We start from the raw sequence: 20,206 nt of genomic DNA, 5'->3' as shown, positions 1-20,206 counted from the left end.
CGCAGCATGTCCTAATGCAGTACCGCCGGATCCAGTGGCGGCTCGCGGGCATGAGTGCCCGAATATTAACCAATTTCACAAACAGACTATGAAATCATCCTCCATTGTGCTCCGTTTCGTATCTGCCGCCCTGCTTACCGGTGCTGCAGCCTTTGTTCCCGTCATGGCCCAGTCCGGACCGGCATTCAAGACATTGAATACCGCCCAGCCTTCAGGATCGGGAGACAAAGTTGAAGTAATGGAATTTTTCGCCTACAGCTGCCCTCATTGCGCCGAAATGGAACCGATGGTGGAAAAATGGGTAAAAACCTTGCCTGCCAATGTCGCGTTCGTACGTGTTCCAGTCGCTTTCAATGCCGCCATGCAACCCATGCAGCAACTGTATTATTCGCTGGAAGCGCTAGACAAGCTTGATCTGCATCCGAAAGTATTCAATGCCATTCACCAGGAAGGCAAAAAACTGTTTACCAAGGATGCCATTATCGACTGGGCTGCCAGCCAGGGCATTGACAAGGCGGCCTTTACCTCTGCATTCGATTCTTTTGGCGTGACAGCCAAAGTCAAACGCGCCGCCGAAATGACCGATACCTATGCCATTGAAGGCACACCTTCGTTTGCCATCGGCGGAAAGTACGTGACCTCTCCCGGCATGACGGGCGACTATGCGTCCAGCATCACGCAGGCGCAGAAACTGCTTGATCAGGTTCTTGCCGAGAAAAAATAAACGGCAGTAAACGGGTGCTGGAACCGCGCGCTTCGCATGCTGCACAGCGTACGAAGCGCACTGCACTCGCCGGGACACTTGCGCAGTACCATGGCGCTCGCTGCCCGATCACGGCATGCGAATAACCGGGGTCAGGGTTTATACTGAATGCTGACCCGATTTTCTTTTCCAATCCTGCGATAATCCCGCATTATCGCAGTTCAAAAGAATGCAATCGCGGCTGCACAATATTGTCAAGGACGCTCACCCGGTGTGAACGCCAATGGCTGCGGCGGCAACGCGAACATTGAATGCAACAGGCCTGTCGGCAGCGAGATGACACATGAGCACACGCCCTCCTTTGGATACCCCTACCCTGCACGATCAGCACGGCCGCTGGCCGCCGGCCGAATCTGTCGACGACTTTCAGCATAATATTGCGGCGGTTCAGGCACGCATTGCAGCGTCGTGCCAGCGAGTCGGACGCGATCCGGCCAGCGTGCGCCTGCTCCCGGTAAGCAAGACCAAACCCGAAGCAAGCCTGCGCCTGGCCTACGCGGCAGGCTGTCGCCAGTTCGGCGAAAACAAACCGCAAGAGGCCTACCGCAAGTGGGAAGAAATGGCAGACCTGACCGATCTGCACTGGTCAGTGATCGGCCATTTGCAGACCAACAAGGCCAAGCTGGTCGCGCGCTTTGCCACCGAGTTCCAGGCGCTCGATAGCCTGCGCGTGGCCGAAGCCCTGGAGCGACGCCTGCAGGCCGAGGGCCGCGGGCTCGATGTATTCGTGCAGGTCAACACCTCGGGAGAGGCCAGCAAATATGGCCTGCCGCCAGAGGAAGTGGCCGCCTTTTTACAGCAGCTACCGGCATTTTCCGCCCTGCGGGTACGTGGCCTGATGACGCTGGCGCTACTGTCAGCCGAAGCCTCGCGCGTGCGCAACTGTTTCATACTGCTGCGCGAACTGCGAGAGCGACTGCGCCAGGACGCGCCTGCCAGCATCGAACTGGATGAACTGTCCATGGGCATGTCGGGCGACTACGAAATTGCCATTGAAGAAGGTGCGACCGTGGTGCGTGTCGGCCAGGCTATTTTCGGCGCGCGCGACACGCCTGACGCCTATTACTGGCCGTCAGCAGAACAAGGAGAAGCGCGTTGACCGAGCCCGTCGAACCCGGTACGGCCACCGACCCGGCCGCTTTGCTTCGTCCCCTACCCATTGACGTGGTCTCAGTTCAGTCGCAGGTCGTTTATGGTCGGGTGGGCAATAACGTGGCAGTCCCCGCACTCCAGGCACAGGGTCTGACCGTCGCCACGGTCCCGACCGTGGTCTTCAGTAACACACCACACTACCCTACGTTTCACGGCGGCGCTATTCCCACCGAATGGTTCAGCGGGTACCTGAGCGATCTGTTCGCACGTAACGCACTTGGGCAGTTGCGAGCCGTTCTGACGGGCTACATGGGTGGTCCGCAGCAGGCCCGGTTATTAGCCGAGTGGATTGTGCGTGTCCTGAAGGTCCGTCCCGCCCTGCAGGTCGTGATCGACCCCGTCCTGGGCGATCATGACACCGGACAATATGTCAGCCCCGATATGGCAGACGCCTATCTGAGCCATCTGCTGCCGCTGGCCGACGGACTCACGCCCAATGGCTTCGAGCTGCAACAGCTCACTGGCGTAGCAGGATCAGATATCGATAGTGTGGTCACTGCCGCGCGTCGATTGCTGACCGGTCGCACGCAATGGATTGTCGTCACCAGCGCGGCGCCGGCCGCCTGGCCCGACAATCAGATGCTGGTGGCCGTGGTGACGCGACATGAGCATAAGATCCTGAGCCATGCCCGCATCGATATCTCTCCCAAGGGTACGGGCGATCTGTTCAGCGCCACGCTCACAGGCCAGTTGCTAAGCGGTGCATCGCTATTTGACGCAGCCAGTTACGCCTGTGATCAACTAATTGAGGCATTGACGCTTACCCGCCAGGCGCAATCGGCCGAATTGCTGCTCCCGCCAACCGCCGGTTTTATGCCAGACCTGGCGCGGGCCGAATAGTAATCGTTGCCTGGGCACGGCAGGCGTCCAGCATGGCCATCAAGATGGCCGACGCAGCACATGCCACATGCCATGTCTCCCGCCGTTATCTATCGGGCACATCTTGGGCATATCAGCAAGACGCGTCCACCACCTGGCCTGCTTCACCAATCCCACACCACACCCGACATTGCGCCGGGGTGCCACTCCTGCTTAGACCGCACCCGCTTTGCCCAAGGCCTGCTGCAGGTCGGCGATCAGGTCGTCAACAGACTCCAGGCCAATATGCAGGCGCGCTACCTGCACATCACCATTTGCATGATCGCCAAAGTAGGCGTGGCTGCGCAATGCACCGGTATCGACCCACTGCACCAGGCTTTCGTAACCGCCCCAGGAATAACCGATGCCGAACAGCGTCAATGCATTGACGAAGGTGCGCATCTGTTCGGAAGACAGGGCCAGCGCAACCGACAATAAGCCGTTGGAGCCGGTGCAATCGCGCTTCCACAAATCATGGCCGGCATCTTCGGGCCAGGCTGGATGGAAAATCCGTTGCACCACAGACTGCTGCGCCAGCCACTGGCAGACTGCCAGCGCATTGCGCGCATGCTGTTCCATGCGCACCGGCAGCGTACGCACGCCCCGAATGGCCAGCCAGGCATCATCGGCGCTGATGGAAAACCCCATTGCATACTGATTGGTGTCAATGGTCTTGATGAGCGCCGGGTCGTTGGCAATGACTGCGCCCAGCATCAGGTCGGAGTGCCCGGCCACATATTTGGTGCCGGCCACGATACTGACATCGGCCCCCAATGCCAGGGGCTGATAGGCGTAACCAGACCCCCAGGTATTGTCGGTAACCAGGATCAGTCCGTGCCGCCGGGCGAAGTCGGCCAGCGCCGGCATGTCCAGCATTTGCATGAGCAAAGAGCCAGGCGCTTCCACATACAGTATTTTGGTGTTCGGCTTCACGTGCTGCTCCAGCGCGTGCACGTCTTTGGCCGAGGTAAAGGTAGCCTCAATGCCCATGCGCTGCAGCACAGTATTGTTCAGATGATAAACCGGCCCGTATACGCAATCGGCTGCCAGCAGGTGGTCGCCGGCGCTCAGCAGCGAAAGCAGCGCCATGCTGATCGCGCCCAGGCCCGAGGACGCCAGAAAGGCCCGTTGCCCGCCTTCGAGCGCGCAAAATATGTCTTCCAGGGCGGCGTGGGTTTCCATGCCCATGCGACCATAAGTGACCAGGCGTTCGCCGCGGCTTTTGCGTTTATAGGTGTCCTCCAGGTCCTCGAGCGTATTGAATCTGACCGTACTGGTGCGGATGGCCGGCAGGCCTACCGGCGCAACCGGATGCTGCGCGTCACACGGCGCGGTGCCCAGATGCTGTAAACGGGTATGAATGGAAGATTCAGAAGACATGGTGCGACCCTGTGGTTTATGATTCAAACAGTCAACCATTATAGCCACGTCCGATCCGGAGACATCATGATCAGTGCCGACACCGCATTCGTTTTCGCGGGTATTGCCTGCCTGCTGGCGCTCTCGCCTGGGCCCGATAATCTGTTTGTGCTGTTTCAATCCATGTTCTGGGGCTGGCGTGCCGGATTCATGATCACACTGGGTCTGTGCACCGGCTTGCTCTGGCATACCTTCATCGTGACGATCGGCATCGCCGCCCTGATCGCGGCATCGCAGACCGCGTTTCTGGTGCTCAAGCTGGTGGGCGCCGCTTATCTGCTCTATATGGCCTGGCAGGCATGGCGCGCACCGCCGGTCTTTGCCTCGGGTGAGACGGCCCCGTCGCGCCGCAGCGACCTGCAGTTCTACCGACGCGGCATTCTGATGAGCGCCACCAATCCCAAACTCAGTATTTTCTTTCTGGCCTTCCTGCCGCAATTTGCCCGCCCGCAAGCCGGCTCGGTCACGTTGCAATTGCTGATGCTCAGCGCCATATTCATTGTGTGTGCGCTCCTGGTGTTCAACCTGGTGGCAGCCTTTTCAAGTTTTGTGGGACGCTATCTGAAGCAATCGGCATTGGCCCAGCATGTGCTCAACAAACTGGCCGCCGTGGTATTTGTCGGCCTGGCAGTCAAACTGGCCACGAGCAGCAAATAAAAAGCGCCGAGCCTGCCGGGCGCACATCTGCCCTGTTCTGCCTGTTCTGCCTGTTAATATGTGCAGCCAGCTCATCCTGTCGCCGTGATGCCGTACCGCTGCGCTGCCGTGATGCTTGCTGGCGTACGGCCCTGTTGCCGCAACCGCCGCCAGCCATGGCCAGCGCCTACTTCAGGCGTATATCCAGCCGAACCACGTCGCCCCGATAAATACCATCGCCAATAAAGACAATCGTGCCGTTCTGATCAACAGCGCTTCGGTGTACATGCGCGACCGGTGCGTTCAGGGGCAATTGCAGCAGGTCGGCCAGTTCGGGGTCGGCCGAACCCAGTGTCAATGTCTGGTGGGCCTCAACAATGTCCAACCCGGGCAAGTCACGCAAAATGCGCATGGACGTTTTGGTTTCGAATGCCTTGGCCGGAATGCGCCGACATACTTTCTCGTCGATAAAAACTTCGCCCAGGTAGTAGGGACGCCCATTGCGCCAATGACGGCGGTGCCAGTACTGGTAACTTTGCGCCAGCTTGCCCAGCGTCAAGTCGGCCGAGGACGGCATGCGTCGGTCCCGGGCTGACAGAATTTCAATACTCACCCCTTCGGGAGCGATAAGCTGACCGTCCCAATTGGATGCCACTTCGCACCAGAACTGTTCCTGCGGCTTGCCGGTAACAAAGGTGCCTTTTGCGCGATACCGCTCAATCAGCTTTTCCGCTTGCAGCAAGTCCAGGGCCTGGCGTACCGTTGCGCGAGCGACCTGGCATTCCTCGGCCAATTCATCAACGGTTGGGATCTGCGAGCCGACAGGCCACTGACCCGATTCGACCCGCCGCCGAAACAGACTGGCCAGCTGTACATAGCGGGCGGCCGCGCTGCGGCTGAAATCAATTGGTGCGGTGCTGTTCCTGGTCTGCGCTTGTGTCATCTTCCTGTCCATTGTGTTGGCGCGGCCCGCCGGAAACAGAATGCATAAGCACGTTTCCGCCTGCGGCACCGCCATTAGCTAGTGCATTATACCGAGTCATGCAGCCGGCCATGTAACCAAAGGCACATCAATCAGACTATCGTCCCTTGAACACCGGCGCCCGTTTTTCGACCACGGCTCGCACAGCCTCGCGCGCATCTTCTGAATTCATCAGTTTGGTGCTGTACTGCTGTTCAAGTTCGTAGCCTTCGTCCACCGGCATGGCTTCGATCCGGTTCAGGGCCTCTTTCATGGTGACCAGGCCGATCCGGCTTTTGGAGGCAATCACCTGCGCCATGTCCATCGCAGTCGGCATCAGCAATCTTGGCGCGACCACCCGCTCCACAAAGCCTACGCGATGTGCTTCCCATGCACTGATCTGTTCGCCTGTAAACGCCATATAGCGCAAGCTGCCTTGCGGCACCAGGCGGCCGGTATGCGCGCCGCCGCCACAACGCCCGACGTTGATTTCCGGCATGGAAAAGGTGGCTTTTTCCGAAGCGACGCGAATATCGCTGCTGCTGGCCAGCACGCTGCCGGCGCCCAATGCCGGCCCATTGACCGCTGCAATGACCGGAACAACACAATGACGGATGGCATGGAACGTGGCACGCACCACTTTGGCCCTTGCTGGATCTTCCTGCGGCGTTGCGGCCAGAAACTCCTTGAGTTCGAGTCCGGCGCAAAAGGCTTTGGTGCCCTTGGCGGTAAATACGACGACATTGATATCGTCCATTGCATTGATCGATTCAAACGTCTGGGTAATGGCCTCGTAGCGCGCCAGGGTCAAGGCATTGACCGGGGGGGAGTCCAGCGTGACGATGGCGATTTTTCCCTGCTTTTCCAATTGGATTTCATTCATATTGATTTTCCTTTGCTTCAAACAATGCCGGAGTCGCGCAACTGGCGAACCTGCGCTGCGTCATAACCAAGATCGGTCAGAATTTTTTCAGTATGCTGGCCCAGCAGCGGTGGGGGCGACTCAAACTGCAGCGGCCGATTGGTGAAATTGATCGGGCAGACCACCTGTGGCACCGCGACGCCGGCAGGATGCGGCACACTGCGCAGCATGCGGCGATGCTGAACCTGCGGCTCCTGGAATACCTCAGGAATGCTGTTGATCGGGCCGCAAGGCACGCCGGCTGCGCTTAGGGCCGCCACCAGTTCGGCACGCGGCCAGCGGGAAAATTCCTCCTGCAACAGCGCAGTCAATTGGGCAACGTTGCGCGCTCGCTGGGCATTGACATTAAAGCGCGCATCGCTGGCCAGCTCGGGCCGCTGCAGTGCATCGCATAACTTGACGAATTGCCTGTCGTTGCCGACAGCCAGAATGACGTCCCCGTCCTGGCACGAATAGACATCCTGTGGCTGAATATTCGGGTGCGCATTGCCGCCGCGCTTGGGTGTGTTGCCGGACAGCAGATGATTCATGGCCTGGTTGGACAGCACAGCAGTCTGGACGTCCAGCATGGCCAGATCAATATACTCGCCTTCGCCTGTCTGCTCGCGATTGGCCAGTGCTGCCAGCACCGCCACCGCAGTATACATGCCGGTCATCAAATCGACGATGGGAATGCCCACTTTCTGCGGCCCGCCGCCGGGTTTATCGTCCCGCTCGCCGGTCACACTCATCAGGCCACCCATGGCCTGAATCAGAAAGTCGTAGGCGGCTTCGTTTTTACGGGGACCGTCCTGACCGAAACCGGTCACCGAGCAATAGATCAGCCGCGGATTCACTTGTTTCAGACTGGTGTAATCCAGACCATATTTTGCCAGCGCACCTGTTTTGAAATTCTCCAGTACGATATCGCAGTCTTTGGCCAGATCACGCACAATCTGCTGCCCTTCGGGGGTATCCAGGGCCACGGTGATGGATTCCTTGCCGCGATTGACCGACAGATAGTAGCCGGCCTCGGCCGTGTTGTTGCCCGCGCCATCCTGTAAAAACGGAGGGCCCCATGCCCGCGTATCATCCCCCTGACCGGGCCGTTCTACCTTGATGACCGTCGCCCCCATGTCTGCCAGCAACTGGCTTGCCCATGGCGCAGCCATGATGCGACTTAAGTCCAGCACCCGTACGTGCGACAGTGGCCCGCTTTTCTGACTCATCCTTCCATCTCCTTAAACTGGTATGCCCGCTTCGGTGGTGACACGCACCGCCAACACACCATGACTATTTATCCTGACGCATCTGCGCCGCATGCGCCGGCGTGCCCGACATCCGAGCACAATATCGCGTCGCACCAATAGGACATAATTATAGCCTATATAGTTCAATAATACGACCTATTGACATTACAAACAGAATACCCTAGCATGTCCGGTGTCCAGTGCTGCGATACCCGCCACAGCCTTAGATAGAAAAACAAACGGGCACAACACATTATCAATGAGGAACTCAATGAGACAGTCTTCTCCTATTTCGTCCCTTCCCCCTATTGCGGGTATGCGCATCCAGGGCGCGCTGGCAGCTGCGCTGACGCTGTGCGCTACGCTGCTGACCCCCATGCCGGCGCTGGCCGCCGACGACGCCTATCCATCCAAGCCAATCAAGGTCACCGTGCCGTTTCCACCGGGTGGCTCCAGCGATACTGCTGCACGCATTCTGGCCGACGGCATGTCCAAGCAGTTGAAACAGACCCTGGTGGTGGAGAATCGCGCCGGCGCCGCCGGCACGATTGGCATCTCCTCGGTAGTCCGCGCCCAACCCGATGGCTATAACCTGGGCGTGGGTCCGGTAGGCGGCACGATCATTGCCCGCCTGATCGGCATGAAAGTACCTTATCAGCCGCAAGACGTAGTCCCGATTGCCAACATCGGCTCGCTGCCGCTGGTGGTTGCCGTCAACAAGGACCTGCCGGTCAGCAATATCAAGGAGCTGGTGGCGCTGGCCAAATCCAAGCCCGGCAGTCTGTCTTACGGCACCTCCGGCGCTGGTACGCCCGGCCATCTGGTATTCGAGTACTTCAAGAAAATCACCGACATTGACATCGTACATATCCCATACAAAGGCGATTCTCCGCTGACCAGCGATCTGATCGGTGGCCAAGTGCCTATCGGCATTCTGACCGGGCCGGCAGCCAAGGCGCAATTGAGCAATCCCAAACTCAAATTCCTTGCTGTTAGCAGTGCTCAGCGCTATCCGCAAATGGACAAAGTCCCGACGCTGGTCGAAAGTGGTTATCCGAACTTGAACATTGAGATCTGGAACCTGCTGATTGCGCCTGCCAAAACCGATCCGGCCATCCTGGCGCGCCTGAACACCTCCATGAACGAGGTCCTGAAAGAACAAGACACGGTGTCTCGCCTGGATGCTCAGGGCTATCTGCCGCCGGTGCCCATGTCGCTGGAACAAGCCAGAGCGTTTGTTGAAACCGATCGCAAAAAATGGGAAACCATTGTCAAGACAACCGGCGTGACAATCGGGCAATAAAGGACAGTTATGGCCAGCATGCCCTTCGGCCACGAGCGCTTGCGGCCAATAGCCGGCCGGCGCGTGGCACACGGGCAGCACCGGCCGGTAGTCTGATTTTTTCAGTAGTCTGATTTTTCTGTCGCCCGCCCGTTACAAGGCGGGCGCATCTGATCAAAGGAATGTGAATGTTGCTTGTAGATACTCCTGCCGAACTGGCAACCCATTGCGGCCAATCTTTGGGCACCAGTCAGTGGTTTACTGTTACGCAGGATCAGATCGACCACTATGCACGTCTTACCGGTGATGATCACTGGGTGCATGTTGATGTCGACCGCGCACAGCGGGAGATGCCCGAAGGCAAGACCATTGCACATGGCTTTTTTATTCTGTCGTTGATTCCGGTGCTGGCCAGGGATATTTTCAAAATCAGCCAGCGCGGCAAGGGCCTGAACTATGGCCTGAATCACTTGCGCTTTGTCAGCCCGGTGCCGGTAGGCTCGCAGGTACGGCTGCAGCAGACACTGGAAGATGCGCAACCGAAAAACGGTGGCACGCTCTTTACGTTTTCCAATACATTTGAAATAAAAGGGGAAGCGCGGCCTGCACTGATCGCCACCATGCTGCTGCTAATTTATGACAAATGAAATAGCGGGCATTTGCGGGCAGGCACTCATATTGCAGCGCCCTTACCCACCGCCCTTTGCTGCACCCGACAGCAAGATAAAATTCTCTCGATAAACAATCCCGCTTTTAAACATCATTTACGAAAATTGGCTGATCCCATGTCGCCGCAGTATCAACAGAACCAAGGTCACACGCCACGCGTTACGCCACCATCGACCTTGATGTTCTGTCCCGTGATATAGCCAGCGCCTTCCGACAGCAAAAAAGCAATCGTGGCGGCAATTTCCTCGGCTTTTCCATAACGAGACATGGGCACGCTGTCGCGCCGTTCGTCCTTGGCAGGCAAGCTATCAATCCATCCTGGCAACACATTATTCATGCGAATATTCCTGGCGGCGTAGGTATCGGCAAAAATCTTGGTGAAACTGGCCAAGCCTGCACGAAAAACAGTGGAAGTCGGAAACACCTCGGTAGGCTCAAAGGCCCAGGCAGTGGAAATATTGACGATGGCACCGCCACCCTGGGCCGCCATAATAGGGGCTACCAATCTGGCAGGTCGAACCGCCCCCAGAAAGTAAACCTCCAGACCCTTGTGCCAATCCTCATCCGTAATATCCAGAATAGGCGCACGCGGGCCATGCCCCGCCGAGTTCACCAGCGCATCAATACGCCCCCACTCTTGCATTGCCAAATCAACGAGTCGCTGCAAGTCTTCATTTGACTGGTTGGAACCGGTGACACCGACACCACCCAGCTCTTTGGCAAGCGCCTCACCTTTTCCTGACGAAGACAAAATAGCAACGCGATAACCATCCTGAGCCAGTTTGCGTGCGGCGGCGGCGCCCATGCCTGAACCACCAGCAGTAATAAGTGCTACTTTTTCTACAGACACATCATTCTCCTAAAGAATATATTTCACGCTTATTATCACTCTACATCCACAAATTAGCACGCGATGAATTTATGCAATAGAATGTAGAAATTCTACTGACTTAATTTATGATCAAATCTCGCCGAAAATTACCGCCATTGAATGCATTGCGTGCCTTTGAAGTATCTGGCCGTCGGCTCAGTTTCCGGGCCGCTGCCCAAGAGCTTGGCGTCACCCAAGGTGCTGTCGCACAGCAGGTGCGAGCGCTGGAAGCGCATCTTGGCATCTCTTTGTTCCAGCGTCATGCGCGTGGGTTGGCGCTTACCACGGCAGGTGCAGCCTATCTTGTCAATGTAACCCGCGCTTTTGATACGCTCACAGAGTCGACCAATCAACTGTTCGTCCGGCCCCAGATGGTAACCATTAGTGTCACGCCGACTGTTGCAACTAAACTTCTGATTCCCCGCCTGGCCGAGCTACATGCAGCGATTCCCGGTGTGGAGTTGCGAACCGTTGCAACAGAGTCGCTATCGGATTTTGACCACGACCAGGTAGACATCGCAATACGGCTGACCGACAAACCCTTCTCTGCCGAGCTGGAGGCTAAACTGCTGTTTCGCCAGGAATTGGTGGCAGTGGCAAGCCCGCATCTGGTCAGGCATCTGAAATTACCTTTAACTATGGATCAATTGCGTAAACTTCCGCTTTTGCACGATGCCCACGATCACTGGCCAACGATATTGCCAACCAGCTCCGGTCTTTCCGGGGCGGTATTTAACCAAACAGCATTAGCGCTGGATGCGGCACTTGCCGGTCAAGGCGTCGCATTGGCCTGCCGGGCTTTTGTGGCAGCGGATCTTGAAGCTGGACGATTGCTTCAGGTAATTAAAAAGGCCCCAATAATGGGCCCTAGTTTCTTTCTCGTTCGCAAGCGCGCCATATCATCAAGAAAGTCTGTCATTGCCATATGGGATTGGTGTGCAGAGCAATTAATTTCAAACTGATGGATGAAGGCTGTTTATCACGGTTGCATAACACAAACTGAACGCTCTTTAACGATCTTTAACGATCTTTGCAAATAGCTTAACGGCGCCGCTGTCGCAGTTATTACTCACTGCGTGGCTCCAGACCCGGGCAATGTCCCTGTCGTCGGCCAAAAGCATCGCTCATCCTATCCTGCGTCATCCATGTTTCCTTGTCCGCCGTCAAAAAAATCGGAGTGTCCTCCGATTTTATGCAATGCCAAACAATTCGCAACCGCATGTGTGCTCGCAAATACAAAGTGCAGTGTCAGCTGGCGCAATGGTGAACCCTGCGTGCATCACAGGCGCTCAGCTTTAGACTCAGATAATTTTTTTCTCACGCAACTGGCCGATGGCCGCCTGATCCAATCCCAGCAGTTCATTGAGGACCTCGTCAGTATGTTCGCTCAGCGTCGGCGGCGGCCGTCCATAGCTGACCGGCGTTGCCGACAGTTTCAACGGGTTGGCAATTTGCGGGATTCGGCCCGCAGTCGTATGCTGCATGTGCATCAACATATCGCGGTGCTGCAGTTGCGGATCCTCAAACACCTGGCTCAGATCATTGATCGGCCCGCAAGGCACGTTCATGGCGTCCAGTTGATCCTGCCAGTACCGGATCGGATGCTTGACCATCTCGGCTTGCAGTAGCGGAATAAGTTCCTTCTGGTTTTGCGCGCGCAGACGGTTGAGAACAAAACGGGGGTCGTCTGCCAGTTGCGGCAACCCCAGCAGTTGTACAAACTGGCGAAACTGCGAGTCGTTGCCCACTGCGATCATGAGATAGCCATCGCTGCATTCAAAAGCCTGATACGGGCAGGTGATGGGCGAGGCCGTACCCATCCGCTTGGGGACAATGCCCGACACCAGATAATTCATGGCGATATGTCCGATGGAAGCCACCTGCGCATCGAACAGGGCAATGTCGATATGCTGGCCTTCACCCGACACGGCATCGCGATGGTTCAGCGCCGCCAGGATACCGATGATGGCGTAAAAGCCTGCCGTCAGGTCCGACACGGCGTAGCCGACTTTTTGTGGCCCGCCCCCCGGCTCTTCTGCAGGATTGCCGGTCAGGCTCATCAGACCACTCATGGACTGGAATATCGGATCGTAGCCGGGCCGATGGCTGTAGGGTCCCGATTGACCGAAGCCGGTGATAGAACAATACACCAGACGCGGATTAACGGCTTTGAGCGAGTCGTAATCCAGACCATAACGGGCCAGATCGCCAGCCTTGAAATTCTCGATCAGCACGTCGCACTGCTTGACCAGTTGGCGAATCACATCCTGACCTTCCGGGCTGGACATATTAACCGTGACCGAGCGCTTGCCACGATTCATCGCCAGAAACGATGAAGTTTCGGCGGTTTCGTTGCCGGCTTCGTCCTTGGCCCGGTAACCCTGCTGCCGAACATCGTCGCCACGACCGGGGCGCTCCACTTTGATCACGTCTGCCCCCAGGTCGGCCAGCATCTGGCCGGTCCACGGTCCGGAAAATACCCGTCCCAGGTCCAGCACCCGGATATGCGAAAGCGTTTGTGCCATGTCTACTCCAATTTCATTTCAGTTGCTATAGTCAGATGCGCCATTGAACACGCTGTTCAATGGCCATTTTCAGTTGTATTCTCGCCCTGTCCGACACCGCGATATCACACGCAATAATGGTCCGTACCGATGCCGAGCCCGCAGTTCAACGGTTGAAGCCGCGCGCTGCCAGCGAGACCATGCCGGTCACGATACAGGCAGCGCCAGCACCACTTTGGCCAGGATATTGCGCTGGATCTCGTTGGTGCCACTGAATATTTTTGCTGCAGCGGCGTTGTATAGCGGCATCTGCAAATCATCCACGGTCACGTCCCGCTCACCGGCCTCATCAACCAGCCCCTGTCCGGCACCCACGAAAGCGGCGGCGCCTGCCGTGCCCGCCTGTTCTCCTGCGGCATCCAGCAGCAGAAGCGATGCTTTCTCATGCGTTTCCGTCGCCCATATTTTCAGCAGCGACACATTGGCAGGCAACGGCTCATTGCGCCGGACAATATCGGAAAATGCCGCGTAGGCAGACGACAAATCGGCAATATCCATATGTAGCTGGGCATACTCGGCCATGAAGGCCGGATCTTCATTCAGCCCGGTCGCGCCGATCACCTTGTCAATCATGGCCAGCGTATTCTGTGCATGCTTGGGATTGCCGCTGAACAGGCGTTCGAAGCCGAGCAGCGCCTTGGAAATGGTCCACCCCTGGTTCAATTGGCCCACCAGATTCTCTTGGGGCACTTTCACATCATCAAAGAAGATCTCACAATATTCCTCGTCTCCGGCAATGGTGCGGATCGGCCTGACCGTGATGCCTGGCGTGCGCAGATCCACCATCAGAAAGCTGATGCCTGCCTGCTTCTTCACATCCTTATCGGTGCGCACCAACATAAACATATGGGTCGCATCCTGGGCCAGCGTAGACCAGGTTTTCTGACCGTTGACAACAAAATACTCGCCGTCTGCCACAGCCTCGCAGCGCAGGGATGCCAGATCGGAGCCGGCATTGGGTTCTGAATAGCCCTGCGCCCACACATGCTCGCCCGACAGGATGGCCGGCAGGTACTTTTGCTGTTGCTCTGGCGTGCCATAGCGAATCAGAATCGGCCCCAGCATGACCAGACCCTGATCGGGCGGGCGCCCCACGCCGTAGCGCTCCTGCTCTTCGATATAGGCAATCATTTTTTCCGCAGACAATGCCATACCGCCGTATTGTTTGGGCCATGAAGGCGCAATCCACTTCTGGCGCGCCAGCGTGCGGTACCAGTCGCCAATCTCGTGCCAGTGCAGGCGACGGGTGCGATGTCGCAAGTGTTCTGGATAATGCGCCCGATAAAAAGCGCGCAACATCTGCCGAAATTGGGCTTCAGGCATCGCATCCCAATCGCCGTCGGTGGGAAATGAAGTCCAGGCTTTTTCCGGCGCATCTACATTGTCGGGCGTGTCGGCGGACCCGGCCGGCTGTTGCTGCAATACCTTCAGATAGCGCATCAAGTGGGCGCGCCGGTTACCCAGCTCGCTGGACAGTGCGATGGCTTTTTTGAGCATCAGCCCGACATCGGACTCATCCGAATACCCCATGCCGCCATGCATTTGCACTGCCAGACGGGTAACGTGACCTGCGGCCTGTTCAGCACGCGCCTTCAGCCGGCTGGCCTGCATGGCCAGCACAGCGGGCGTCTGCCCCGGCGCCGCAGTGATTTCCCACAGGGCAAACTCGAGCATCTGCAATTGGATATAACTATCTACCATACGATGCTGCAGGCTCTGGAATGAGCCTATCGGTTTGCCAAACTGCACCCGCACCTTCATGTATTCCAGGGTGGAAGCAAAGGCGCGCTGCGCGCAGCCGAGCAATTGTGCCGACAGCGTAATGCGGGCGTAATCATTGGCTTTGTCCACTGCAGCCAGCACGTGTGGGCCGCGCGCAAGCACCTGCGCCTCATCAACAGGACTTGCCTGCAATTGCAATGAACCCATGCTGCCTGCATCCACTCGCAGCAAGTCGGTCAGTTGCACGCCTTCTGTGCCCGCTTGAATCCACAACAGGACATCATCGTTCTGCTCGCGCGCCAGAATCAACCAGCCGCTGGCGCCCGTGGCGGGCGACACGCTAACAAAGCGCCCCGAAACAGCGCGCACTGCGCCATCCACCGACACGACCGGGCCCGGGCATGCCTGGACCTGTCCCGGGAACTGTTGCCAGGCAGTGCCGACCACCAGGGACCCATCTGCAATCGCTGCAAGCAGGCGATCACGCAGCGGGCTTGGCGCAAGTGAACACAGCAGCGTCACGGTTTGCACCGCGACGGCGACCAGTGGTTCTGCCGGCAACGCCGCACCCAGTTCCTGGGCAATGGCGTTCATTTCACCCAGCCCCAGACCCAGCCCGCCCTGCTCTTCGGGAACCAGCACCGCCAGCCAGCCCGCTTCGGCCATTTGCTGCCAGAACGCATGGTCCAGCGTGGGCGGCTGCAGTACACGCTCGCGAATGCGCTCGGCATGATTGATGCGTGACAGAAAATCCCTGGCGCTATCGCCAAAGGCAGCAATTTGTTCCTTATCCAATGACATTTACTTTTCTGCTCCCTGAGCAAATTCATAGAGTGCCGATGGGTTGTCTACCCATACCTGCCGGCGCGTCGCATCGTTACCGAACCAATCCCAGGCCAGTTCGATCAGGCGGCCCACATCCGGGGCCCGCTCGCCCATTCGAACATAGGGCCAGTCTGATCCCCACAGCACACGATTTACATTGGCTTCAAGCAGGGCATCGTGAAACGGCCGCACATCGGCGTAGTCTGGCGCCTGAGTCGATACCCGGCACACCGACAGCTTGATCCACAAACGCTGCTCGCGCAGCAACCTGCAGACCAGCTGAAATAGCGGGTCCTGTACGCCCCGGGCCAGCACAACGCTGGCCATATGGTCGATGACCACAGGCAGACCCAGATCAGTGACGCGTTCCAGCCACGGCGCATAGCGCTCATACGGGCCCCACATTTGCACATGCATACCGGCAGCGCGCATGGCCGGTGCCAGCTTCTCGATACTGTCAAACCCCACGCTTCCCGGAAACAGATTGCCTTGCGGATCGCGCGCTTCGATAAAGCGCAGGCCGCAAATGCCGGCAGCACGCCATTGCATCAGTTGCTGTGCATCCGTGCCTGGCGCGGCCACGCCAATACCGCGCAGTTGCGCAGGTCGTCGCGCAATGGCGTCAATGATGGCCGATACATCGGTTCCGTAGGGCGCAGGCTGAACCAGTACCCCACGCTGCATGCCAACAGTATCAAGCATGCTCAGGTAACGCGTTGCGGGCGCATCCGGCGGCGCGTAGGTAGAGCGCAAGTGCAGGGGAAAATCGGCATAGGGGCCAAAGACGTGACAATGAGTATCACAACTGTCATCGGGCAACGTCACCGCAGGCGGCGTTGGCATGCGCGGCATTTCCACGCTATCGGGAATGTAGTTTTCGGTCACGCCGCGATATCCTCCAGGCTGATGGGCGCCAGCGTGCTCAGGGCCTGTACTCCGTCACGCTGCGCAGGCACCAGCGGGGCAGGCGCGTCATCAGGCAGCGGAATTTCGTGGGCATTCAGAGTCATGGACACCATGGTGTAATAGCCCACCACGGCAGTCAGTTCGACAACACCAGTCACATCGAACCAGTTGCGGATGCGCTCATATACAGCGGGCGCAACGGTACCGTGCGCCAGCAACTGCCGCGCAAACTCATAAACGGCGGCATCCTGCGGCTCGGTAAAACCCGGCGGCTCGCAGCGCTTGATTTCATCTGCAATTGCCTGTGGCAGGCCGGCCGACAGCGCAGCCTGCTCGTGGATATACCACTCAATCTGACTGTTCCAGTAGCGCGCTGTCACCAGAATGGCCAATTCATTCAGCCGTGGCGGCAGACTGGTGCCAAAGCGCAGCATTTCGCCCAGCTTCTGCCAGCGCTGAGCCAGCTCCGGATTGTGCAGAACGGCGCGCAATGGCCCAACCAGCCGACCACGCGGGCCGCTCACAATGTCGTCATAGACGGCACGCTGGGCTTCGTTCATGGTCTCTACAGTGGGAAAAGGGATACGACTCATAAATTTTCCTGGAGTTGTTGCGGTGATATCTTTTGAAAACAAAGGGCAGGCAGTCTGGCAATCAGGGGGTTTCCGCTGGCTCGGTGGCAGCAACGGAAGGGCGGCGCACAAACACATCGGCATGCCAGCGCGCCAGATCCGGCGCACGCTGGCGCCAGTTCAGATCGGCAAACCGGTAGTCAAGATAGGAGAGCGCGCAGCCAATCGTGACGGCCCCCATATCAAATTCCCCTTGCTCAAGCTCGCCTGCGTTGTCCTGCAGAAAATTAAGCGTCGCTTCGGTTTTGAGCGCAAAGGCGCTTAACCAGGCGGGCGTCTGTTTCTCTTCGGTCTTATTGCGTTCCTGGCGAAACAGCAATAGGGCATCCATGAAGCCATCGCCCAGCGCCTGCTGCCTTAATACACGCACGCGTTGTTGCGGGTCTGCAGGAAATAGCGTCAGGCCCCGTTCTGCAGCGCGCCAGGCCAGATACTCGCAAATGACGCGCGAATCAAACAGGCTGTAACCATCATCAAGCACCAGCGTGGGCAGCTTGATCAGCGGATTGTCCGGGAGCAATGTCAGATTCGGTTCAGCCATGGCAACCGGCGTGCGAACCAGCTCGACGGCGTCGGCCTGGCCGGTTTCGTGAAGAACGATCATTACTTTGCGCACGAACGGCGAGCGGGGTGACCAATGCAGTTTCATCATGTCTCTTGAGTGTTAAGTGGCAGTTTTCAGGCGTCCTGCAGTGGATCAGGACACAGTTTTTTTATAGGGAATACGGGCCAGCTGGAAAGAATCCCGGGTGTGCGAATACCAGCCAGCGCCATGCATGCGCCCGACCAGGTCCAGCTTATTGCCATCGATATAGCATTTATCGGCGTCAATCACGGCGGCATCATCCACGTGCAGGCCTTCGACCCGGGCAAGCAAAATGATGCGCTTGCTATCGACATCAATCTCCTTCCACAGCCGGCATTCCAGCGCTACGGGGCTGCCGGCGATCCGGCCTGGCTTGACCTTTTCCGATGGCAGCGTAGCCAGCCCAGCTTGTTGCAGTTCATCAATGTGAAAGGGATACTCGGTGGCTGTGATATTCATGGCATCCATCAGCGAGGCCGGCACCAGATTGATCACAAACTCGCCGGTGCGTTCAATATTGCGCAGGCTGTCTTTCTTTTCGTCACCATGATGGCCGATGCCAAGCGCCACGACAGGCGGGTCACCGGACAACACGTTGAAAAAGGAAAACGGCGCAGCATTGTAGGCGCCGTCCTCAGCCTGGGTAACCACCCAGGCGATGGGGCGCGGCAGCACGACGCTCCCCAACAGTTTGTAGGTATTTTTTCCTTCCAGGGCCTGCATATCGAAATACATATCTGTCTCCGTGTGTGTCAAAGTCATGGTTTTGCCCGACGCCAGGGCCACATCGATGAATGCCGCGAGTGTGAATGCGTCATGACGAATGCTTGATTAAAAAAACAAAAGGCGAAAAAGCCATACTTATGACCTTTTAAATATAACATCAATCCCGCGCCTGAACAAGTGTCAAAGCGGCGGGAAAGACTTAAAGCAGAAAACCTGTGGACAATGCGCTACCGGCCGGCTCTTGCAGCCCAGCCGGACCGCGGGACACGTGGGTCCATGTCATGGCCAGGATGATGCCCGGACATGATTCCCCGATACGACACGACCAACGTCGCGTCAAACCGACCGCAGCCGGGCCTTAGAACTAAGCCGTCGCAGAGAACCTCAGCACGCCCTTGTCATCCTCGGCGCGGGTCAGTTTACCCTCGTGATAAAGCGTATGCAGGTGGGCCAACGCCTCGCCCATGGCAAATGTCATCTGATGCAGATCCAGCTTGCGCTTGAACATCAGCGGCACCACGTCGGATGCTGACATCGGTTTCTCAGTACACCATTGCAGCACTTCGCTCAGCCGTTCGGCATGGTGGTCGCGCTGCTGACGTAGCCGTTCGTGCAAGCCCTTGAAGGGGCGCCCGTGCGAAGGCAGCACCAGCGTATCTTCAGCCAGCGGCTCGTAGCTGTCCAGCGATTGCAGATACAGCTTCAAAGGATCCGCGTCGGGTTCATGATCGAAGACGCTGACGTTGGTCGAGATACGCGGCAGTACCATGTCGCCGGAAATCAGCACCTTGAGCTCGGGACAATTCAGGCTGATGTGTTCCGGCGCATGACCGTAGCCCGCAATGAACTCCCACACGCGGCCACCAATGCGCAGGCGCTCACCACCGAGCATCCGCACGAAACGCCGTGGCATGCCTTCAACCAGCGAAGGGTAGTAGCTGGCGCGCTGGCGAATCTGCTCCTGGGCGGTGGCATCGGTCAGACCATGGCGCGCAAAATGCGCCACCGCCACATCCCCGCCGGTGCCCGCACCGCCTGCGGGCCGTGACGACCAGAGCGAGGCGACGTAAAAATCAGTCATGCTCATATGCAGGGGCGCGCTCCAGCGCTCACAGATCCATGCCGCCAGACCGGTATGGTCCGGATGCATATGGGTGACGATCAGGCGCAAAACCGGCAGGCCTTCCAGCGCATTTTCAAAAATGGTTTCCCACAGGGCCTTAACTTCGGGTTTGGCAATGCCAGTATCCACTACCGTCCAGCCCTGGCGGCCGTCCACTTCATCCCGGAGCAACCATAGGTTGATATGATCCAATGCAAACGGCAGGGGCATGCGAATCCATTTGACGCCGGGGGCGATTTCCCTGGCCTGCCCCGGTTGTGGCAGCTCATCGCCGAAGGGATAATCCAGTCTTGCTTCAAGTTCGTTCATGCGTACCGCTCCTCATTGACATTTGGTTTTAATTCATAGATCATAGTTTAC

Annotated in this window: 19 protein-coding genes; 7 read left to right on the top strand and 12 right to left on the bottom strand. The window is 57.7% G+C overall.

All coding sequences use genetic code 11. From position 1 onward, the window contains the following. Nucleotides 1–88: 88 nt before the first annotated feature. From EV681_RS02390 to pdxK, 3 genes are all read left to right on the top strand, one after another. The gene (locus tag EV681_RS02390) at nucleotides 89–724 is read left to right on the top strand and encodes a thiol:disulfide interchange protein DsbA/DsbL (RefSeq protein ID WP_130303222.1); all 636 of its coding nucleotides are present in this window, start codon (nucleotides 89–91) and stop codon (nucleotides 722–724) included. Nucleotides 725–1,046: 322 nt separating this feature from the next. Next, on the top strand, nucleotides 1,047–1,862 hold the full coding sequence (locus EV681_RS02385; protein ID WP_130303221.1) for a YggS family pyridoxal phosphate-dependent enzyme: 816 nt from the start codon (nucleotides 1,047–1,049) through the stop codon (nucleotides 1,860–1,862). Beyond that, complete coding sequence (pdxK, locus tag EV681_RS02380; protein ID WP_130303220.1) at nucleotides 1,859–2,755, top strand: pyridoxine/pyridoxal/pyridoxamine kinase; 897 nt, start codon at nucleotides 1,859–1,861, stop codon at nucleotides 2,753–2,755. The genes EV681_RS02385 and pdxK overlap by 4 nt, the downstream gene beginning before the upstream one ends. A 192-nt stretch (nucleotides 2,756–2,947) precedes the next feature. Here pdxK and metC read toward each other — a convergent pair whose 3' ends face one another. Then, complete coding sequence (gene metC, locus EV681_RS02375) at nucleotides 2,948–4,153, bottom strand: cystathionine beta-lyase (RefSeq protein WP_130303219.1); 1,206 nt, start codon at nucleotides 4,151–4,153, stop codon at nucleotides 2,948–2,950. 66 nt (nucleotides 4,154–4,219) lie between these two features. Here metC and EV681_RS02370 point away from each other — a divergent pair, with 66 nt between their 5' ends. After that, complete coding sequence (locus EV681_RS02370; RefSeq protein WP_128393756.1) at nucleotides 4,220–4,849, top strand: LysE family translocator; 630 nt, start codon at nucleotides 4,220–4,222, stop codon at nucleotides 4,847–4,849. A 166-nt stretch (nucleotides 4,850–5,015) separates the two neighbouring features. On the opposite strand, the gene EV681_RS02365 is transcribed toward EV681_RS02370, so the two are convergent. The 3 genes from EV681_RS02365 to EV681_RS02355 all read right to left on the bottom strand — a co-directional run bounded on the left by EV681_RS02365 (nucleotide 5,016) and on the right by EV681_RS02355 (nucleotide 7,919). Next, nucleotides 5,016–5,771 carry a GntR family transcriptional regulator gene (locus tag EV681_RS02365; RefSeq protein ID WP_128393755.1) on the bottom strand — a complete coding sequence of 252 codons (756 nt, stop codon included), beginning with the start codon at nucleotides 5,769–5,771 and terminating at the stop codon, nucleotides 5,016–5,018. Between the two features lie 136 nt (nucleotides 5,772–5,907). Continuing rightward, nucleotides 5,908–6,672 carry an enoyl-CoA hydratase-related protein gene (locus tag EV681_RS02360; RefSeq protein ID WP_128393754.1) on the bottom strand — a complete coding sequence of 255 codons (765 nt, stop codon included), beginning with the start codon at nucleotides 6,670–6,672 and terminating at the stop codon, nucleotides 5,908–5,910. 17 nt (nucleotides 6,673–6,689) lie between these two features. After that, complete coding sequence (locus tag EV681_RS02355) at nucleotides 6,690–7,919, bottom strand: CaiB/BaiF CoA transferase family protein (RefSeq protein WP_128393753.1); 1,230 nt, start codon at nucleotides 7,917–7,919, stop codon at nucleotides 6,690–6,692. Nucleotides 7,920–8,211: 292 nt separating this feature from the next. Here EV681_RS02355 and EV681_RS02350 point away from each other — a divergent pair, with 292 nt between their 5' ends. Together EV681_RS02350 and EV681_RS02345 are read left to right on the top strand one after the other, a co-directional pair. After that, nucleotides 8,212–9,243 carry a Bug family tripartite tricarboxylate transporter substrate binding protein gene (locus EV681_RS02350; RefSeq protein ID WP_165392914.1) on the top strand — a complete coding sequence of 344 codons (1,032 nt, stop codon included), beginning with the start codon at nucleotides 8,212–8,214 and terminating at the stop codon, nucleotides 9,241–9,243. A 167-nt stretch (nucleotides 9,244–9,410) separates the two neighbouring features. Further along, nucleotides 9,411–9,869 (top strand): MaoC family dehydratase, encoded by a 459-nt coding sequence (locus EV681_RS02345; protein ID WP_130303217.1) that lies wholly within the window; start codon nucleotides 9,411–9,413, stop codon nucleotides 9,867–9,869. A 167-nt stretch (nucleotides 9,870–10,036) separates the two neighbouring features. Here the strand turns inward: EV681_RS02345 and EV681_RS02340 are convergent, their stop codons facing one another. After that, entirely contained in the window at nucleotides 10,037–10,741 is a 705-nt protein-coding gene (locus tag EV681_RS02340) for an SDR family oxidoreductase (RefSeq protein ID WP_128393750.1), read from the bottom strand. A 146-nt stretch (nucleotides 10,742–10,887) separates the two neighbouring features. Here EV681_RS02340 and EV681_RS02335 point away from each other — a divergent pair, with 146 nt between their 5' ends. Next, entirely contained in the window at nucleotides 10,888–11,724 is an 837-nt protein-coding gene (locus tag EV681_RS02335; protein WP_242612113.1) for a LysR substrate-binding domain-containing protein, read from the top strand. A 339-nt stretch (nucleotides 11,725–12,063) separates the two neighbouring features. On the opposite strand, the gene EV681_RS02330 is transcribed toward EV681_RS02335, so the two are convergent. The 7 genes from EV681_RS02330 to EV681_RS02300 all read right to left on the bottom strand — a co-directional run bounded on the left by EV681_RS02330 (nucleotide 12,064) and on the right by EV681_RS02300 (nucleotide 20,155). Then, complete coding sequence (locus EV681_RS02330) at nucleotides 12,064–13,287, bottom strand: CaiB/BaiF CoA transferase family protein (RefSeq protein ID WP_130303216.1); 1,224 nt, start codon at nucleotides 13,285–13,287, stop codon at nucleotides 12,064–12,066. Nucleotides 13,288–13,473: 186 nt separating this feature from the next. Further along, nucleotides 13,474–15,849: an acyl-CoA dehydrogenase family protein gene (locus EV681_RS02325; protein ID WP_130303215.1), complete on the bottom strand. Its 2,376-nt coding sequence runs from the start codon at nucleotides 15,847–15,849 to the stop codon at nucleotides 13,474–13,476. Further along, nucleotides 15,850–16,758 (bottom strand): amidohydrolase family protein, encoded by a 909-nt coding sequence (locus EV681_RS02320; protein ID WP_130303214.1) that lies wholly within the window; start codon nucleotides 16,756–16,758, stop codon nucleotides 15,850–15,852. It lies immediately after the preceding gene. After that, nucleotides 16,755–17,372, bottom strand: coding sequence for a carboxymuconolactone decarboxylase family protein (locus EV681_RS02315; RefSeq protein WP_130303213.1), 618 nt, complete (start codon nucleotides 17,370–17,372; stop codon nucleotides 16,755–16,757). The genes EV681_RS02320 and EV681_RS02315 overlap by 4 nt, the downstream gene beginning before the upstream one ends. 61 nt (nucleotides 17,373–17,433) lie before the next feature. After that, on the bottom strand, nucleotides 17,434–18,060 hold the full coding sequence (locus tag EV681_RS02310) for a glutathione S-transferase family protein (RefSeq protein WP_130303995.1): 627 nt from the start codon (nucleotides 18,058–18,060) through the stop codon (nucleotides 17,434–17,436). 48 nt (nucleotides 18,061–18,108) lie between these two features. Beyond that, nucleotides 18,109–18,759, bottom strand: a complete 651-nt coding sequence (locus tag EV681_RS02305; protein WP_242612112.1) for a flavin reductase family protein — start codon at nucleotides 18,757–18,759, stop codon at nucleotides 18,109–18,111. 328 nt (nucleotides 18,760–19,087) lie between these two features. Further along, nucleotides 19,088–20,155, bottom strand: coding sequence for an MBL fold metallo-hydrolase (locus EV681_RS02300; RefSeq protein ID WP_128393743.1), 1,068 nt, complete (start codon nucleotides 20,153–20,155; stop codon nucleotides 19,088–19,090). Nucleotides 20,156–20,206: the final 51 nt, after the last annotated feature.

This window comes from Advenella incenata (assembly GCF_004217095.1).
GTDB classification, from domain to species: Bacteria; Pseudomonadota; Gammaproteobacteria; order Burkholderiales; family Burkholderiaceae_B; genus Advenella; species Advenella incenata.
Note: the sequence above shows the minus strand (reverse complement) of the source record. Positions and strands in the feature narration are given on the sequence as shown.

Bases quoted from the DNA above. Each gene is read 5' to 3' on its own strand.
- EV681_RS02390 (WP_130303222.1), top strand. From the start codon at position 89: ATGAAATCATCCTCCATTGTGCTCCGTTTCGTATCTGCCGCCCTGCTT.
- EV681_RS02385 (WP_130303221.1), top strand. From the start codon at position 1,047: ATGAGCACACGCCCTCCTTTGGATACCCCTACCCTGCACGATCAGCAC.
- metC (WP_130303219.1), bottom strand. From the start codon at position 4,153: ATGTCTTCTGAATCTTCCATTCATACCCGTTTACAGCATCTGGGCACC.
- EV681_RS02370 (WP_128393756.1), top strand. From the start codon at position 4,220: ATGATCAGTGCCGACACCGCATTCGTTTTCGCGGGTATTGCCTGCCTG.
- EV681_RS02365 (WP_128393755.1), bottom strand. From the start codon at position 5,771: ATGACACAAGCGCAGACCAGGAACAGCACCGCACCAATTGATTTCAGC.
- EV681_RS02360 (WP_128393754.1), bottom strand. From the start codon at position 6,672: ATGAATGAAATCCAATTGGAAAAGCAGGGAAAAATCGCCATCGTCACG.
- EV681_RS02355 (WP_128393753.1), bottom strand. From the start codon at position 7,919: ATGAGTCAGAAAAGCGGGCCACTGTCGCACGTACGGGTGCTGGACTTA.
- EV681_RS02350 (WP_165392914.1), top strand. From the start codon at position 8,212: ATGAGACAGTCTTCTCCTATTTCGTCCCTTCCCCCTATTGCGGGTATG.
- EV681_RS02345 (WP_130303217.1), top strand. From the start codon at position 9,411: ATGTTGCTTGTAGATACTCCTGCCGAACTGGCAACCCATTGCGGCCAA.
- EV681_RS02330 (WP_130303216.1), bottom strand. From the start codon at position 13,287: ATGGCACAAACGCTTTCGCATATCCGGGTGCTGGACCTGGGACGGGTA.
- EV681_RS02325 (WP_130303215.1), bottom strand. From the start codon at position 15,849: ATGTCATTGGATAAGGAACAAATTGCTGCCTTTGGCGATAGCGCCAGG.
- EV681_RS02315 (WP_130303213.1), bottom strand. From the start codon at position 17,372: ATGAGTCGTATCCCTTTTCCCACTGTAGAGACCATGAACGAAGCCCAG.
- EV681_RS02310 (WP_130303995.1), bottom strand. From the start codon at position 18,060: ATGAAACTGCATTGGTCACCCCGCTCGCCGTTCGTGCGCAAAGTAATG.
- EV681_RS02305 (WP_242612112.1), bottom strand. From the start codon at position 18,759: ATGACTTTGACACACACGGAGACAGATATGTATTTCGATATGCAGGCC.
- EV681_RS02300 (WP_128393743.1), bottom strand. From the start codon at position 20,155: ATGAACGAACTTGAAGCAAGACTGGATTATCCCTTCGGCGATGAGCTG.